We start from the raw sequence: 15953 nt of genomic DNA on the forward strand, positions 1-15953 counted from the left end.
GACCGCGCTGGCGGCTCTCGTGCTTGTTACTGCTTCAGGTTGTCATGAGCGACAAGCGCCCTGCCCGCCCGTATGCGCCGACCTCTGTGCAGGAAAACCGGAGCCAAAGGTGCCCGTTCACTGTCCGCGCCCCGTCTGCCTCTGCGAGCCTGATGCAGGCCGGTGATCACGCAGTGCGTGCCAGCTGCCGGGTCGCCAGGGCGCGGCGCAGCGCCGTTCCCGCCCACTCCAGCTCTTCCTGCGACAGGTCCATGCCCAGCAGCTCTCGGCCCTGGTCGTGCTCGATGACGATGCCCCGGCCCCGCGAGACATGCGTCCGCGCGTCGCGCACGTCGATGTCCTGGATGCGTGATGCCGGCAGCCTCATGACCTTCCGGCGCCGCCAAGGTCCGTGGCGGGTCAGCTCGATGCCCCGGGAGGAGGCGTTGAGGGACCACCGGCTGGTGGCCTCCCTCGCGACCCACAACCAGAAGAAGGCCCCCACCGCGATGAAGACGGCACTCGCGATCACGACCACCTGCATGCTGGCTGCCTGCGAGCCGAAGAGCTTGCGCAACTGCATGACCAAGAAGAGCGGCCCGCCCACCGCGATGAGGACGGCCACCGCCGCCTGCGCCGCATACTTGGGCCGCCAGCCACACGCTGGCAGCTCCAGCGTCAGCCCCCGGGCGTCCTGCCGGAACTGGATGCCGCTGCCATAGGGCAGGTCCGGAAGTCGCTCCCCCGTGAGCGGCGCTTCTTCCAGACGTGCGTTGATGTCACGGCTCTGGCCGCCGTCCACGCTGAGCCCCAACCCCAGGAACCGTGAGACGGCCTGCGCCAGTTCCCTCGCCTCCTCGCGGTCATCGCTGTGGGACAGGACCACCGGATCCGTGGGGCCCAGCAACGCCACGATGTAGACCTTGGGGTTGAAGAGGCCCGCCGTGGAGCCCTTGTCGCGCATGTAGAGCGCCACGGACGCGAATGACTCCAGGGGCTGCGTGGCTCCTCCGAACGCCTCCCGGTAGCCCGTGTGACGCCACAGCGTGCGCGCATCCAGGTTCAGCAGCACCTTCCAGCGGGACATCAGGTGGTGCGCGGCCAGGGCCCCCATCGCCAGCATCAGGAACCAGAGACGCCACTCACCGGCGAAGAAGCCCGTCGTGAGGGTGAGCACCGGGAACGCCAGCGCCACCAGCAGTGCGCCACGCGCCAGCCACGCGTCGAGGGGGCGGACTTCGTGCTGGATGGTCAGGAAGGGGCCGGAAATAGACCAGCGGTGGGAGCCACAACGCATCCGCCGCAGGTTAAAGCCCCTGTAACGGCGGTGAAAGTCGCCGGGTGCCCCCCAGGCAACGCGAGCAACACCGTCTGTCGCTCCGGAAGCAACAACCCGGGGCTGCGCTGCCCTCCCCTCCCTCTAAAGCGCGCGTTGGTACGGCTGTTGAAGTGGAGCAAGCCCAGCCACGGGTCGCGGCGGTAGCGGCGCGTCGTGGCAGGGGGAGCCCCTTTGGCGGGCACCTCCTTCACGTCTGTGAATGGAGGCAACACCATGCAGCGCAACACCAGGCGAGTCTTCTCGCGCGCAGGAACCTTCCTCGTGACCCTGGGGCTTGTGTCCGGCTCCGCGGCCGTCGCGCAGGACAAGCCCACCGCGGAAAAGCCGTCGGACCTTCCTCCCAGCCGCGTCATCGAGGGCCGGCCCCTGCACGCGGCGCCGAAGCTGGACGCGGCGGATGCTCGCAAGAGCGTCAACGCATTCATCACCTGGGCCGGTGAGTCCGTCATCGAAGAGCAGGCCGACGCGCGCCGGGCCCTTGCCTCCGCCGCGAAGCAGCCCGAGCTCGTCCAGGCCTTCACCGAGGACATCCTCGAGTCCTTCAAGTCCGGCGACACCAGCCGCGCGCTCGTCGGCCTGGGCCTGCTGGGCGAGATGCGGACCTACGACGGCGCGAAGTTCCTCGTGGAGTTCGTCCGCATGCCCCTGCCCACGAAGGGCACCGTCATCGAGGGCGAGCTCCAGGAAGAGGCCCAGCAGGCGCGCCTTCAGGCCAAGGCCATCGCGGGCGTCGCCTACCTGCGCAACGCGGAGTTCGACCGCGAGGTGGCGTACCAGGCCGGCAACCACCCCTCCGTCATCGTCCGCGCGGAGGCCATCAGCGCGTTCCTCTGGAACCGAGGCGACACGCTGGAGGCCCGCAAGGAGCTGGAGCCGTTCGTCCGCAAGGAGGAGCGCCTGTACCTGGACCGCGTCCGGCGCGTCAGCGGTGAAGGCGCGGATGCGTTCAACCGCAAGCTCACGGCCTACCTGAAGGCCCATCCCGAAGTGCAGGCGCCCAACCCCGAGTGGAAGGACCCGCGCCCGCCCGAGGAGAAGCCCAACACCTTCGACGTGACCCCTCCGAAGTTCTGACCTTCCCTCACGACCTGAGGAGCGAGAACGCCCATGAATTTCAAGCAAGGCATTGCCCTGATGTCATCCGTCCTGGCCTTTGGCCTGGCCACCGAGGCCGGCGCCGTCTGCACCCAGACGGCCGCGAGCGCCGCGGACCGGGCCCTGTGGAACACCCACGGCTGCTGGCAGGACTTCTTCCTCTGGCAGTACCAGGCCTACAGCCTGCGCTCCGGCGACTGGAGCAACCGCGGCTGGAACAACGCCTGCAACGTCAACCTGGAGTTCCCCAAGCACTGGAACGCGTCCTACCTGCTGACGTACGGCATGGCGGACAACCTCGCCCAGTCCTTCCACGGCACCGCGGACTACCGGGCCACGGCGGAGGCGCGCAGCAGCAAGTTCCACGACAGCCTGTATCACAGCATCACCGACCGCACGGACGTCTTCGGGACGTTCACTCCCCGGTTCTGGCCGTGGGACACGGACCGCGTGGAGACGGCCTGCCCGCTCTACAACCCGACCGTCAGCAACTCCAACCCGGGCTCGCGCGCGGGTGACTTCATGCACGAGGGCTGGCACGCGTACTTCGACAAGTACAACATCAACAATGGCAACACCGGCGGCCACCGGCCCGGCCCGCAGGGCGCCTGCACCATCAACGGCTGCGACTACTTCTACTTCCATGGCATCGGCGCGTATGCCTTTGGCGCCATGTGGGAGAACAATGGCACCGCCAGCCGGTTCCACTCGCCCAACCAGGTGCAGGTGGAGTTCCTGTGCGATGTGGCGGATCAGTCGCAGTGGTGGATTCCGCTCAGCGTGAGGCAGACTGCGGCGTCGGATGCCAACGCTCGCGCCGCGTCCCGCTTCATCAACGGCCCGGGCTACACCTGCGGCAGCCCGCGTCCCTGGTAACTGGGAGGAATTGACCAATGGCGCATTCGGAGCGTGACGCGGCGAGGCCGTTTCGGATGCGCCTGACGTCGGGCCTGCTCCTCTTGACCCTGGTCTGCTGCTCGAGTCCCGAGGGGCAGACCGGTCCAGAGGAGCAGGGCAACTGGACACCCCTGCCCTCGGACGCGCCCCTGGGCACGGGGCTCCAGGTTTCGAGTGTCTTTGATGGCCAGAACGTCCTGCTCTGGGGCGGTCTGGGTGGCTGCACCGTGAACGGGGTCTGCGGAGACGGGGCCCGGTTCGACATGGCATCGCGGACCTGGGCGCCCCTGTCGTCCCAGGGGGCTCCCGCCGCGCGTACCCTGCACACGGCGGTGTGGACCGGCCAGCGGATGCTCGTCTGGGGCGGCGCCGGTTGCGGTGAGCGTCCCCAGACGCCTTGCGGCGACGGCGCGGCCTACTCAGCGTCCACCGATTCCTGGAGCGCGCTTTCGGCCCAAGGCGCGCCCTCCGCTCGCGGCTGGCACTCGGCGGCATGGACGGGACGGTGGATGCTGGTGTGGGGCGGCGAGGAGCCCCAGCAGGTCCGCGTGCTGGGCGATGGGGCCCGGTACGACGCGGAGACCGGCGCCTGGACGCCCATGCCTGGCGCCGGGGCTCCCGTGGCCCGCCGCTATCACTCCACGGTGTGGACGGGGCAGGCGCTGGTGGTCTGGGGCGGCAGTGGCGGAGCCTCCGTGGACGTGCCACTGCGCGATGGCGCGGCGTACTCCCCCGAGACGGACTCCTGGCGTCCACTGTCTTCCGAGGGTGCTCCCCAGGCTCGCTGGGCGCACACGGCGGTGTGGACCGGGTCGAAGATGATCATCTGGGGCGGGCTGGGCTGTGGCAGCGACGGGCAGGACCTGCCGCGCTACTGCGAAGAAGGCGCCGCGTATGACCCGGCGCTCGATACCTGGTCGCCCATCTCCAGCACGAACGCGCCTTCGCCCCGCACCGGGCACTCGGCGGTGTGGACCGGGTCCAAGATGCTCGTCTGGGGTGGTGCTTCGTCGAAGTGCGGCGGCGCCTGCTCGGACGGCGCGGCCTACGACCCGGAGACGGACACGTGGGCGCCTCTTCGCACCGAGGGCGCCCCGTCCGCGCGGTCCGGACACGTGGGCCTGTGGACGGGCAGCGCCCTGTTCATCTGGGGAGGCATGGGCGGCGCCGAAGCCCCCCTGACGGACGGCGCCCTGTGGGTGCCGTGACGCTCACACCTTCACGGTCTTCACCAACGGCAGCTCGCGAACACGCGTTCCCGTGAGCGCGAACACGGCGTTGGCCAGGGCCGGGGCCACGGGGGGCACTCCGGGCTCTCCCACGCCTCCGGGACGGCCGTCGCTGGGGATGATGTCCACGTGGATCTTCCTCGGCGTCTCCGCGATGCGCGCCAGGCGATAGTCGCGGAAGTTGCTCTCCACCGTGGCGCCGTCCTTCATCGTGATGGCGCCGTAGAGCCCCAGGCTCAGGCCGAACACCACCGCTCCCTCCATCTGTGCCCGCACGCGATCCATGTTCACGATGGTGCCCGCGTCCGCGACGATCCACGCCTCGTCCACCCGGATGCGCTCGTCCGCGTCCTTCACCACCGACACCACCACCGCCACGTACGTCAGGAAGCTGCGGTGCGCCGCCAGCCCCAGCGCCCGGCCCTGCTGCTTGCGCTCGTCCCAGCGCGCCAGCCCTGTCACCCTTTCAATCACCCGGCGCAGCCGCGCCGTGTCCACCGGGTGCTCTTCAATGGACTGGCCGTAGTTCGGCACCTTCGCCACGCCCAGGTCCTTGGGCGTCACGATGCGCGACGGCCCCAGCACCTCCAGCAGCGTGTCTCGCGGATCCGTGCCGCGCTCGTGCGCCAGCTCGTCGATGAAGCTCTGCACCGCGAACGCGTGGTAGATGTTCGCCACGGATCGCAGCCAGCCGATGCGCGTGTGCGCCCGCGCCTCGCAGTTCTCCATCCGCACGTCGGGGATGGCCAGCGGCAGGTCCGTGATGCCCTGCCCCATCTCCCCTTCACCCGCGAACGTCGCGTCCGCGAACGTGGAGCCAATGGGCGGGAACGCGATGCGCTGGTGCCACGCCACCACCTTGCCGCTCGCGTCCAGGCCGGCCTCCAGCCGCTGCGCGCTCGTGGAGTGGTAGTAGTCGTGGCGCACGTCGTCCTCGCGCGTCCACTGCAGGCGCACCGGCGCGCCCACCGCCTTCGCCACCAGCGCCGCCTCCACCACGTAGTCCGGCTTCGACTTGCGGCCAAACCCGCCGCCCAACAGCGTCACGTGCACCGTCACCTTCGACGGGTCGATGCCCAGCGCCTTCGCCACCTCGCTGCGCGCGGCCTGCGGGTTCTGCGTCGTGGCCCACACCTCGCAGGTGCCGTTCTCCACCTTCGCCACCGCCGCGGGCGGCTCCATGGGCGCGTGTGCCAGGTGCGGCGTGTTGTACGTGGCCTGCACCCGCTTCGCCGCCTTCGCCAGCGCGGCTTCCGCGTCGCCGACGTTGCGCACCACCTTGCCCGGCTTGCCAATCACCTCCAGCAGCTGCTCGCGGTACGCCTCCGAGTCGTAGACGGCGTTGTCCCCGCCCTCCCACGTCACGTCCAGCACCGCGCGGCCCTTCATCGCCGCCCAGGTGTTGTCCGCCACCACCGCCAGGCCTCCCAGCGGCTGGAAGAGGAACGGCTTCTTCGCAGCCTCCAGCTCCACCACCTGCCGCACGCCCGGCACCGCCAGCGTCTTCGACGCGTCGTAGCGGGCCACCCGGCCTCCCGCCACCGGCGGCCTCGCGATGACCGCCGTGCGCATGCCCGGGAGCACGACGTCCGCGCCGAACACCGCCCGGCCCGTCACGATGTCCGGCCCGTCCAGCAGCGGCAGCTCCTTGCCCAGGTTCTTGAGCTCATTGCGCGGACGCAGCGTCACCGCCTCCCGCTTGGGCACCTTCAGCTTCGCCGCGTCGCTGGCCAGTTCGCCGAACTTGAGCGCGCGCTGCGAGCCCTTGTGGAACACGGCGTGGTCGCGCGCCTCGCACTCCGTGGGCGCCACCTTCCAGCGCTTCGCCGCCACCGCCACCAGCATCGTGCGCGCCGTCGCGCCCGCGTAGCGCAGGTCGTCGAAGATCTTCCGTACGCTGCTGGAGCCGTCCGTGTTCTGGTCGCCGTAGGCCTCATCGCCGTCGCCCTGGACCACCTTCACGTGGGCCATGTCCGCGCCCAGTTCATCCGCGATGAGCACCGGCAGCGAGCTGCGCACGCCCTGCCCCATCTCCGAGCGGTGACAGACGATGGTCACCACGCCGTCCGGCGCAACGTGCACGAAGACGTTGGCCCTCAGGCCCACCGAGGGCACCTCGGGCATCGCCGTGGGCATGGGCGCGGCGTGCGCGCGGGCAGGCAGGAACACCTCCAGCCCCAGGCCCGCGGCGACGAGGCCCATTCCCTCCAGCACGGAGCGGCGCGACAGACGGATTCGCGTGTCTTGCATGGTGGCGGTCCTCACTCCGTCGGCAGTCCCGCCGCCTTCTTCACGGCGGTGCGGATGCGCGTGTACGTCCCGCAGCGGCACAGGTTGCCCGCCAGCGATTGATCAATCTCCGCGTCGGTGGGCTTCGGCTTCTTCGCCAGCAGCGCCGCCGCCGTCATGATCTGCCCCGCCTGACAGAAGCCACACTGCGGCACCGCCAGGTCCACCCACGCCTTCTGCAGCGGGTGCGAGCCGTCCGGCGACAGGCCTTCAATGGTCATCACCTCGCGGCCCTCCGCGCGGCGCACCGGCGTCACGCACGAGCGCACCGCCGCGCCGTCGATGTGCACCACGCACGCGCCGCAGAGCGCCTGGCCGCAGCCGTACTTCGTGCCCGTCAGGGTCAGCACGTCGCGCAGCGCCCAGAGCAGCGGCATCTCCGGATCCACGTCGAGCTCGTGCTCGGTCCCATTCACTCGCAGTCGGATGCTCACGGTCGGCTCTCCTCGCGCGGGCACTCCGCGCCGTCCTTCACCCACGCGGCCACCAGGGCCCCGAACTCCGTCTGCGTTCCCGGCGCGGGCACCCGGTCCGCGCCCGGCTTCCAGCCCCAGCCCACCAGCTCGTCATGCGCGGAGTGCTCGATGATCTCCGCCAGGCTCTTGCCGCCGTTGCGCGCGGGGTCCTTCAGCTGTTCGCACAGCGAGCGCGGCGTGCGGCCCTCCCAGAACATCACCTTGGGCGCCAGGTGCCACCTGGGCGCGCCGGGGACCCGCGCCAGCTGCGCGTTGCGGTCCTGGTGACAGGAGGTGCACTCCAGGCCGGGCACGCCCTGATCCTCGGGGCCTCGGGCCACCGGCGGATCATGGAGCTTGCTGTCCATGCCTTGCAGGGGGCTGTCGCCCACGGGGTGGCAGTTGACGCAGCGCGGATGCAGCATCACGCGGCTTGCTTCCAGGAACAGCGCGCGCGAGCGCTCCTTCTTGTCGCCGATGCCCGCGAAGGCCTCCGGCGGCCGGAGCGCTTGGGGATTGGCGGGCGGCGGCACCGTTCCGGCATGTGTCGCGCGGCCTCCACAGCCCGCGCTGAACAGGAGCGACAGCGACAGCGCCGCCGCCCCCGCGCCCAGCACGGCTCCCAGTGCCTTCGAGCGAAGATTCATCGTGCCCCGTCCATCCCTTCGGCCAGAGAGGTCTTCCGGCCCCACGCGCTGCGTCGGGGCCGGACGGGCGATGGTGCCCCGTCCCGCCCTCCGCGAGCGTGTCAAAATGCCGCATGGCCCGTGAAGGTTTTCTTCAGAACGCGGCGGGCCCGGGAGTGCGCAGCGCCATCACGCGGGGTGGGGGCGAGCGGCCTTCGTGAAGGCATTGTGCCTGGGTGACACGGGCCGCGGGCGGGATTGACGGAATGTCTTTCGGGGCCTGTGGGGCGTCCACGCAAGTGCGCGGAATCGCGTGAGCGGGGTGTTGGAACGCGGCGTGTATTGGGAAGCGCGCAAGGAGATAGCCCGCCATGCGCCAGAGCCCCGCGTCGTCCGTGTTCTCCCTCACCCGCCTCTTCGTCGAGCAGTGTGCCCGCTGGAGGCTGCGCGAGGAGGTCATCGCGTTCATCCTCGAGTTCGGCACGCCCGCCCGGGCGTGTGGTGCCACCCACCTCACCGTGCACGAGCGCGACCTGCCAGGTGCGCTGCGGGACTCGTCCCTGGCGCGGCAGGCGCGCGGGTGGATCCTCATCCTCAATGACGAAGACCGGTTGCTCACCTGCTACCGCCGGCAGGACGCGTCGCGCTTCCTCAAGCAGAAGTCCAAGCGCCGCCCCGCGGGCGTCACCCGGGACCGCGACGACTTCCTGCGCGGCCTGCAGCTGGCTCCGGCCTGATTCAGTCCAGCCCTGCCTTGCCCACCGCCCAGTAGGCCTTCACCTTGGGCGTCGTGCGGTCGCCCTCGCCGCGCAGCCGCGAGCGCAGCGCCTGGATGGACTGCGCCCGCCCCGTCATCACCAGCGTCGCGCCGGGGTTCGCGCGCAGCGCTTCGCGCAACCGTTCGTGGACCTGGGCCAGGTGTGCGTCGCCAGCCGTGCGCTCCACGTCGTGGCCGTCGAAGCCCAGTTCGTGCAGCGCGGGCGCGCAGTCCTCTCGGTGCGTCACCTCGAAGACGGGGGTGACGTCGCGCTTCGCGCCGGTGCGGAACGCGTGCGCCACCGCGAAGGACGTTTCGTCACCGAAGAGCACCACCGGCGCGTCGCCGGACTCCAGCGCCACGGAGCGGCGCGGCCCGAAGAACTGGACCGTGTCGCCGGTGCGCACGTCGCGTCCCCACTTCGCTCCCGGGCTGTCGCCGTGCAGGTACATGAGGAAGGCCGTGGCCCCTCGCGCTTCGTCCCAGGACAGCGGCGTGTACGTGCGCATGCCCAGCCCGGGCAGGAACACCTGCACCTTGTCGCCGGGAGTCCAGGCCTGTCCCCGCAGCGCGGGGCCCTCGCAGTCGATGCGTCGGAAGGCGCGCGAGACATCGCGCACCTGGGTGACCTTCGCGTCGGTGAAGAGAAAGCGGCCCAGCATGCTTCCGAGCATGGCCTTGGCGTTTGCCATTGAAGCCTCCGTGCAGGCGTTCATACGCCGCCTGCGGGTACACGGCTCGTGAAGTTGCGTGAAGGCGTCCGCACCTTCGGAGTGAAAACCCCCACGAAAGGAATCGGACATGGGCCCCTGGCACACCCGTGTGCGCCGGCTTCGAACCGGCGGCGTGACCGTCATTGCCATCCTGGCAGCCAGCGGCTGCGTGATGGGCCCGGAAGACTTCGGGCCCCAGGTGACGTCGAAAACCGGGTCGCTGACCCAGCCCATGTCCCAGTTCCGGGAGGAGCTGGCGCCGTATGGCGACTGGGTGAATCTGCCGGATGTCGGCTGGGTCTGGCGGCCGGACCCGAACGAGGTGGGTGCGGGCTTCGCGCCGTATTCCACCGGTGGCCGGTGGGTTTCCAGCGATTGGGGATGGACCTTCGAGAGCGACTGGGAATGGGGCCACGCGCCGTTCCACTACGGCCGGTGGTTCAACACGCCGCCGATGGGCTGGGTGTGGTGGCCGGACAATGAGTGGGCCCCTGCCTGGGTGGACTGGCGTTGGGGGAATGGCTTCGTCGGCTGGCAGCCCCTCGCGCCGCCGGGGATCAACACCGGACTGAGCTGGACGTTCGTGAGCGCGAACAACTTCGTGCAGCCTGACGTGGGATCGCATCTCCTTCCGGAATCACGGGGCCAGGAGCTGATGCGCCAGACGCAGCCGGTGGGCGAGCACGTGGTGGCGCGTGAGGGACACTGGAACCGGGGACCCGAGCCGGCCGAGGTCGCCCGGGCCACCGGACAGGAGGTGCCGCGCTCGAAGCCGATGACGCCGCCCACGGGACAGCCAACGCGGGCGGAGGCCTCTGCTCCTGTGAGCCAGTGACGGGTCTACTTCACGCAGTGGAGGCTGGGGCCCTTGGGGAGGGCGTCCCACTGGCTCACGCCGAGGGACGCGATGGAGGAGTTGTTGTGCGTGATGGCCTCCAGGCAGCCCACCGGCCACAGCCGTCCGTCATCCAGGGAGAACGCCGCCGGGCGCCCCGCCGCACCGTACACGGGCGCTCCCGCGTGCATGGAGGCACCGTAGGGGACGCGGTAGAAGATGTCGGACGAGACGGAGATCGCGTTGCGTGACAGGTCCAGCGCGGGCGCGGCCAGCGCGAACTGGAGGCGCGTCCCACCGCGCACCAGGGTGAGCGGCAGCCCGGCGCTCTGGATGAGGTAGCCCTCGAACACGCGTCCCACGTTGGCCTGGTCGCAGGAACGTCCGGTCAGCAGGTCCACGCCGCTGTGCGCCAGGTTCCAGGTGTTCACGTCGCCCGTTCCCACCGAGCGGAGGATATCCACCGGGACCGTGCCGCACGTGGACGACGGGACCGCGTGCTTGTCCGGACGCGACACGATGGCCGGCCCCTCCGTCCAGGTGCCCGGCACGTCGAACCAATCCACCTGCTGGTTCAGCGCGCTGTTGAAGAGGAAGACGCGCGTCGCGTTGGCGGTGCTTCCGTCCACCGCGATGGCGAACGTGTCGTTCGTGTCCACGTACTGCCAGTCCACGGAGAACGCGCCAATCAGCGAGTGCCGCGTGTGGTTCGCCGCCGTCCGGGGCGCGAAGCCCGTGGCCGTCAGCTCCTCCACGCCCGTCTGGAAGGTGGGATCCGACGAGCGCAGCACGAACTGGCCGCCGCCGTTGCCGTCCACCGCGTAGCCCGTGGAGTCCGTGAAGATGAGGTAGAACTTCCCATTCACATACGTGACGCTCGGCTGGCCCGCGCCGTAATGGTTGGGCACGGTGCGGTAGTCCCGCGCGGGCACCACGATGGGATTGCCGCCGTTGAGCCGCGTCCAGTTGAGGCCGTCCGGACTGGACGCCACGCCAATCATCGTCGTGCCCGTGCCGTCGCCGTAGCCGCCGTAATACATGTAATACGTCGCGTCGACGCGGATGACGGACGGGTCACACACGTGGATGCCGTCGAACTGCGCGGCGTTCCCCGTGGGCGCGAACACCGTGTTGTAGCTGTTGGCCACGGTGGAGCCTCGCGCGTGCCACGGGCCACCCAGGCTGGAGGCCTCCGCGTAGAGGATGTAGTCGCCCGCGATGCCACCGCACCACCACATGCGATAGACGCCGTCCTGCATCACGCTGGGGACGTAGTCATACGAGACGCGCGAATACGCCGGCGTGTTGCCGCCCCGGTAGTTCGCCACCGTCGCCGCGCCCGCGCTCGACGCGAGCAGGCCGCCCGCCACGGCCAGCCACAAGGTCGCATTCCTGAACATCGGACCGCTCCTTCTGAAAGAGGAGATGTCATGATATTCATGATTTAAAGCTATTGCACGCCTAGGCCGGTTGGAGGAACCGGCCGTCCACCAGGTGGTCGATGACTTCCCGGGCGGAGTGCGGATCCAACCGGGCCTTCGCTCCCAGATGTGACACCGCGCTGGAGACGGTGGTGGGCTGTTCGAAGGCGGCCAGGGCGGCGAGGAGGATTTCGCCGTCCTCGCCCTGGGTCAGCGTGGGGTCGTTGAACTTGCGTGGGCTGACGGACGGGGCGCAGCTCAGGGTGATGCCGTCCACCGAGCGCAGCACCGTCACCGGCTCCTTCGCCAGCTTCGCGGGCGCCCGGTGGCTTCCCAGCCACTCGCCCAGCGTGAAGCGCTTCGTCGAGGGCGCGGTGTTCTTGAGCCGCGTGCGGCCGTGGAGGTCCACGTGCTTCCTCGCGTCCCGGTGCTTCCAGGCCAGCGCGTCCACCCGGTCCGAGTTGCGCTGCACCGCGGCCTCCAGCTCCGGGTCCTTGAAGCGGATCATCGGCACGGAGACGTCGCCGGGCTCGCGGCGCTCGAAGTAGTCCAGGAACTCCTGGAACGTCTTCGCTTCCGTCTCCATGTCGAAGCGCGCGGGGTGCTCCGTGACGAGCGCTCCGGGCTGCGCCTCCAGCCGCTGGTAGCCCACCACGCAGTCCATGCCGATGATGCGCTCCACCAACCGCAGCTCCTCCGCCAGCCGCTCCCGGTTCATGAACGGGAGGCCTCCGATGCCGGAGATTTCGACCTCCACGTTGGGATGGCGGCGGACGGACTCAATGACCTCCAGCAGCTCGCGGTCCTTCGCGCAGGGCTTGAGCAGCCCCTTGGCCATCTGCTCCAGCCGCTGCTGTTCGGAGAAGCAGCCGATGTCGATGACCATGTAGATGCGCTGGAAGGTCTCCGCCAGCGCGGAGACCAGCTCCACGCGCGGCACGCCCCAGAGGAAGTACGTGCAGCAGTGGCGCGACAGGTCCACGCCCGCCCAGGTGCTCCCCAGGAACTCCGCCGTGCTGCCCGCGAAGTCGTAGCGCATCTGCCACGTCCGGCTGGCGATCTCCTGATGGTCCCTTCGCACGTTCTCTTCCGCGCGCAGGAACGGCTTCGCGCGGCCGAAGTCCGCCTTCTGGTTGCCGCGTGCGCCGCCGCAATAGAGGCAGTTCTCACCGCAGCCCTTGCCCGGCGCGACCCAGCCGGAGAAGGAGTGCGCGTCCATCTGGCTGAGGAAGATCTCGTTGAAGTGCGAGTAGTAGACGTCCTGCGTGTTGGTGCCGCGCTGCACGTACTGCAGCGGCAGCCTGCGCGGACGGCCGTCCGGGTGCCGCGTCACGACGTTGGGCGGGGCGTCTTCTCCGTTGCAGAGCGCCAGCAGAGGGACTTCTCCGTCGCCCAGCACGACGTGGTCGATGCAGTCGAAGGCGCTCAATTCCTTCCACCAGTACGACGCGGAGTTGCCGCCCACGACGATGCGGATGGACGGGTCGATCTTCCGGATGGTCCGCGCGATGAGAAGCGCGCGGTCCACGTGGTGGAACCACTTCAGGCTGATGCCAATGAGCTTGGGGCGCACGCGCGCGATGAGGCGCTCGAAGGACTGCGTCACCTCGCCCGCGCTCTCGTCTCCGTCCCACAGCCGCACGAAGGCTTCAATCCCGCCGCGCCGCAGGTAGCTCGCCAGGTAGAGGATGCCGCACGTGGCTTCGCCCGTTCCGGCACCGACGAGGAGGACTGGCGAGAGGGCACGACCGCTGCTCATGGGACGACCACCGGCATGGGAGGAAGACAACGCTCAGCGTAAGGCGAATCCGGCCGGAGCCCGCGTGGATTCGTCGCCTCCCCTCCCCCCAGGCCGCCGGCCTGCTCCCTGGACATACGCTATGGGCGTTCGTTGAACCGGCTGGAGCCCGCCGGCTCCTGCCCGTGCGCTCCACCCTTCCCCGGGACCGCCGTGGGCGGCTTGCGCCCCCGCCGCCTGCGACGCCGCTTCTGGGTGGCGCCTCCCGGCTGTCCTCCCAACGCCCGCAGCACCTGCGCGCGCGTGCCGCCGTCCAATCGCAGCTGCTGCATGAGCGCGTGCACCTGCTTCGCGGCCTGCGGGTTGCGCAAGCCCTCCGCCAGCCGCTCCACGATGTCGATGCGCAGCGCCACCGGCCCGATGACCTCGTAGCCGAAGGCGCGCGCGTTCTGGCCGGCCAGCGCCGCGACGTTCAGCGCCGGCTCCTGGGGGATGCCCTGCGGACACGGCGCCTGCTGGAACAGCGCCGTCAACATGGCCCTGCGCTCCAGCGCCTGGGGTGACAGCGCTCCCGTGACGTAGAGGAAACGCTGGCCCTCGTGGACGCCCTGCGCCTTCAGCCGCTCTCGCGACTCCTCGTCCAGGAGCCTCCACTGCTCGCGCGCCTCGCCCTGGGAGATGATGCCCAGCCCCTCCGCCAGCCGGTAGGCCACGCCTCGCAGCGCGGGCGCGCGGCTCTCGCCCGTGAAGGACTCCGCGGGAAAGCCTCCCATGGCCTCCGTGACCAGGTCCCGGGCCAGCGCCACCAACCGGCGCTCCAGCCGCTGACGCGCGCCTCCCGTCCACACCTCCGGCTCCGCCAACGCCAGCTGCGGCGAACGCCGGTCGCGCCCCCGCACCAGCCGGCCCAGCGGCTGCGCCTCGAAGGAGATGCGACCCAGCGGATCCACCTCGAAGGCGTCGTGCGTCGCGTCCACCACGCGCTGGACGAACTGCTCCTCCGTCATCACCGCGCCTTCCGCGCCCGGCACCTCCGTCAACAACAGCCCCAGCTTGGCGAACGGACTGTCCGACGCCGCGGCCTGCGCCGGTGTGCTGGCGCGCACGAAGCGGCGCACGCTCCGCCTCGCGGCCCGCTGCACGAAGCGCTCCACCAGCCGCTCATGCAGCGCGTCTCCCAGCGCGTCCTCGATGCGGCGCGTGCGCTCCTGCCACTCCCCTGCGTCGTTCAGCCAGCCCGGGCGGTGGCTGATGTACGTCCAGATGCGGATGGCCGCGAGCCGGTCCATCAGCGTGTGGATGTCCCCCGACGCATCGTCCAGCGGCGACACCTGCCGGCCCAGCCAGGTGGGATCCAACTTCCCGTCCCCCGCCGTGAGCTGGAGGAACGTCTCGCGCAGGAGCGCGACGTGCTGGCCGAAGAGCCCCTTGCGGAAGTCCGGCACCTGGCAGACCTGCCACAACAGCTCCACGGAGGCCTTGCCGGTGGTGAGCTCGCGGATGGCGGGCACCGCCGACAGCCCCTTGAGCGCGTCGAAGTCGTCCGCGCGCTCCACCCGGACGAAGGCGCTGTCTCGCGGCGCCCGCGACAGCGAATCCAGCAGCGCCTCCGGGCTTGCGAAGTCGAGCGAGGAGTTGCGCCAGATGAGGCTGCGCACCGCCGGGAAGCGGTGCGATTCGATGGCGGAGACGATGCGCGGCGGAAGCTCCGGCAGCGTGTTCAGCGCCCCGAAGCTCCCGTCGTTGAGGTGGCGCCCCGCGCGGCCGGCGATCTGCGCCAGCTCGTCCGGATACAGGTCTCGCTGCTCCGCGCCGTCGAACTTGGACAGCGTCGCGAAGGCCACGTGGTTGAGGTCCAGGTTCAACCCCATGCCAATGGCATCCGTGGCCACGAGGTACTGGACCTCGCCGGATTGATACATGGCCACCTGCGCGTTGCGCGTCCGGGGCGACAGCGCGCCCAGCACCACCGCCACGCCACCCCGCAGGCGGCGCAGGGACTCGGCCAGTTCGTAGACGCGGTCCGCGGAGAACGCGACCACCGCCGAGCGCGGCGGGAGGCTCTTCAGCGAGCGGCGCCCGGCATAGCGCAGCTGCGACAGGCGCGTGGCCCGCTTCACGGACGCGTGCGGAATCAGCGCCTGCACCATGGGCCGCATCGTGTCCGCGCCCAGGAACCAGGTCTCCTTGCGGCCTCGCGCGTGCAGCAGCCGGTCCGTGAAGACGTGCCCGCGCTCCCGGTGCGCGGCCAGCTGGATTTCATCCACGGCGAGGAAGTCGACCTCCCGGTCGGTCGGCATCGCCTCGACGGTGCAGATCCAGTAGTCGGGCCGGGGCGGGATGCGCTTCTCCTCGCCCGTCATCAGCGCGACCCGGCCCTCGCCCACCTTCGCGGTCACCCGGTCGTAGACCTCACGGGCAAGCAGGCGCAGCGGCAGGCCGATGATGCCGGAGTCGTGCTCGAGCATCCGTTCGATGGCGCGGTAGGTCTTCCCGGTGTTCGTGGGCCCCAGCTCCGCCACGACGACGGACGGCCGGCTGGATGGGCTCGAGCTCATTGGCGAAGACTAACCCCGAACC

The 15953-nt window shown here is 70.1% G+C and carries 13 protein-coding genes; 5 read left to right on the forward strand and 8 right to left on the reverse strand.

The window, feature by feature from the left end:
* Positions 1-166: 166 nt before the first annotated feature.
* Complete coding sequence (locus D7X55_RS06665; RefSeq protein WP_121722564.1) at positions 167-1276, reverse strand: hypothetical protein; 1110 nt, start codon at positions 1274-1276, stop codon at positions 167-169.
* Positions 1277-1579: 303 nt separating this feature from the next.
* Here D7X55_RS06665 and D7X55_RS06670 point away from each other — a divergent pair, with 303 nt between their 5' ends.
* From D7X55_RS06670 to D7X55_RS06680, 3 genes are read left to right on the forward strand one after another with little or no spacing between them, the layout of a single operon-like run.
* On the forward strand, positions 1580-2392 hold the full coding sequence (locus D7X55_RS06670) for a hypothetical protein (protein ID WP_147468311.1): 813 nt from the start codon (positions 1580-1582) through the stop codon (positions 2390-2392).
* Between the two features lie 33 nt (positions 2393-2425).
* On the forward strand, positions 2426-3289 hold the full coding sequence (locus D7X55_RS06675; RefSeq protein ID WP_121722566.1) for a hypothetical protein: 864 nt from the start codon (positions 2426-2428) through the stop codon (positions 3287-3289).
* 56 nt (positions 3290-3345) lie between these two features.
* Positions 3346-4518, forward strand: coding sequence for a hypothetical protein (locus D7X55_RS06680; RefSeq protein WP_158626326.1), 1173 nt, complete (start codon positions 3346-3348; stop codon positions 4516-4518).
* 3 nt (positions 4519-4521) lie between these two features.
* Here D7X55_RS06680 and D7X55_RS06685 read toward each other — a convergent pair whose 3' ends face one another.
* Genes D7X55_RS06685 through D7X55_RS06695 form a run of 3 tightly spaced genes read right to left on the reverse strand, consistent with a single transcriptional unit; the run spans position 4522 to position 7930 of the window.
* Entirely contained in the window at positions 4522-6789 is a 2268-nt protein-coding gene (locus tag D7X55_RS06685; RefSeq protein WP_120549887.1) for a molybdopterin cofactor-binding domain-containing protein, read from the reverse strand.
* Between the two features lie 11 nt (positions 6790-6800).
* Positions 6801-7262 carry a (2Fe-2S)-binding protein gene (locus D7X55_RS06690; protein ID WP_014396505.1) on the reverse strand — a complete coding sequence of 154 codons (462 nt, stop codon included), beginning with the start codon at positions 7260-7262 and terminating at the stop codon, positions 6801-6803.
* Positions 7259-7930: an Isoquinoline 1-oxidoreductase subunit gene (locus D7X55_RS06695; RefSeq protein ID WP_121722568.1), complete on the reverse strand. Its 672-nt coding sequence runs from the start codon at positions 7928-7930 to the stop codon at positions 7259-7261. The genes D7X55_RS06690 and D7X55_RS06695 overlap by 4 nt, the downstream gene beginning before the upstream one ends.
* A 350-nt stretch (positions 7931-8280) precedes the next feature.
* Between D7X55_RS06695 and D7X55_RS06700 the strand changes: the two genes are divergently transcribed.
* Positions 8281-8646, forward strand: coding sequence for a hypothetical protein (locus D7X55_RS06700; protein ID WP_120549876.1), 366 nt, complete (start codon positions 8281-8283; stop codon positions 8644-8646).
* Between the two features lies 1 nt (position 8647).
* Here the strand turns inward: D7X55_RS06700 and D7X55_RS06705 are convergent, their stop codons facing one another.
* On the reverse strand, positions 8648-9358 hold the full coding sequence (locus D7X55_RS06705) for a siderophore-interacting protein (protein WP_121722569.1): 711 nt from the start codon (positions 9356-9358) through the stop codon (positions 8648-8650).
* Positions 9359-9467: 109 nt separating this feature from the next.
* Between D7X55_RS06705 and D7X55_RS06710 the strand changes: the two genes are divergently transcribed.
* Entirely contained in the window at positions 9468-10214 is a 747-nt protein-coding gene (locus tag D7X55_RS06710) for a DUF6600 domain-containing protein (protein WP_121722570.1), read from the forward strand.
* Positions 10215-10219: 5 nt separating this feature from the next.
* On the opposite strand, the gene D7X55_RS06715 is transcribed toward D7X55_RS06710, so the two are convergent.
* From D7X55_RS06715 to D7X55_RS06725, 3 genes are all read right to left on the reverse strand, one after another.
* Positions 10220-11614 (reverse strand): beta-xylosidase, encoded by a 1395-nt coding sequence (locus D7X55_RS06715; RefSeq protein ID WP_121722571.1) that lies wholly within the window; start codon positions 11612-11614, stop codon positions 10220-10222.
* 61 nt (positions 11615-11675) lie between these two features.
* A complete protein-coding gene (locus tag D7X55_RS06720) occupies positions 11676-13394 on the reverse strand; it encodes a radical SAM protein (protein WP_120549880.1) in 1719 nt (572 codons plus the stop codon).
* Positions 13395-13513: 119 nt separating this feature from the next.
* On the reverse strand, positions 13514-15931 hold the full coding sequence (locus tag D7X55_RS06725; RefSeq protein WP_121722572.1) for a helicase-related protein: 2418 nt from the start codon (positions 15929-15931) through the stop codon (positions 13514-13516).
* Between the last annotated feature and the right edge of the window lie 22 nt (positions 15932-15953).

Source organism: Corallococcus sp. AB049A, assembly GCF_003668885.1.
GTDB lineage: Bacteria > Myxococcota > Myxococcia > Myxococcales > Myxococcaceae > Corallococcus > Corallococcus interemptor.

Coding starts and splice junctions, on each gene's coding strand:
- D7X55_RS06665 (WP_121722564.1), bottom strand. CDS start 1,276: ATGCGTTGTGGCTCCCACCGCTGGTCTATTTCCGGCCCCTTCCTGACC.
- D7X55_RS06720 (WP_120549880.1), bottom strand. CDS start 13,394: ATGAGCAGCGGTCGTGCCCTCTCGCCAGTCCTCCTCGTCGGTGCCGGA.
- D7X55_RS06725 (WP_121722572.1), bottom strand. CDS start 15,931: ATGAGCTCGAGCCCATCCAGCCGGCCGTCCGTCGTCGTGGCGGAGCTG.
- D7X55_RS06705 (WP_121722569.1), bottom strand. CDS start 9,358: ATGGCAAACGCCAAGGCCATGCTCGGAAGCATGCTGGGCCGCTTTCTC.
- D7X55_RS06680 (WP_158626326.1), top strand. CDS start 3,346: ATGCGCCTGACGTCGGGCCTGCTCCTCTTGACCCTGGTCTGCTGCTCG.
- D7X55_RS06715 (WP_121722571.1), bottom strand. CDS start 11,614: ATGTTCAGGAATGCGACCTTGTGGCTGGCCGTGGCGGGCGGCCTGCTC.
- D7X55_RS06695 (WP_121722568.1), bottom strand. CDS start 7,930: ATGAATCTTCGCTCGAAGGCACTGGGAGCCGTGCTGGGCGCGGGGGCG.
- D7X55_RS06710 (WP_121722570.1), top strand. CDS start 9,468: ATGGGCCCCTGGCACACCCGTGTGCGCCGGCTTCGAACCGGCGGCGTG.
- D7X55_RS06675 (WP_121722566.1), top strand. CDS start 2,426: ATGAATTTCAAGCAAGGCATTGCCCTGATGTCATCCGTCCTGGCCTTT.
- D7X55_RS06685 (WP_120549887.1), bottom strand. CDS start 6,789: ATGCAAGACACGCGAATCCGTCTGTCGCGCCGCTCCGTGCTGGAGGGA.
- D7X55_RS06700 (WP_120549876.1), top strand. CDS start 8,281: ATGCGCCAGAGCCCCGCGTCGTCCGTGTTCTCCCTCACCCGCCTCTTC.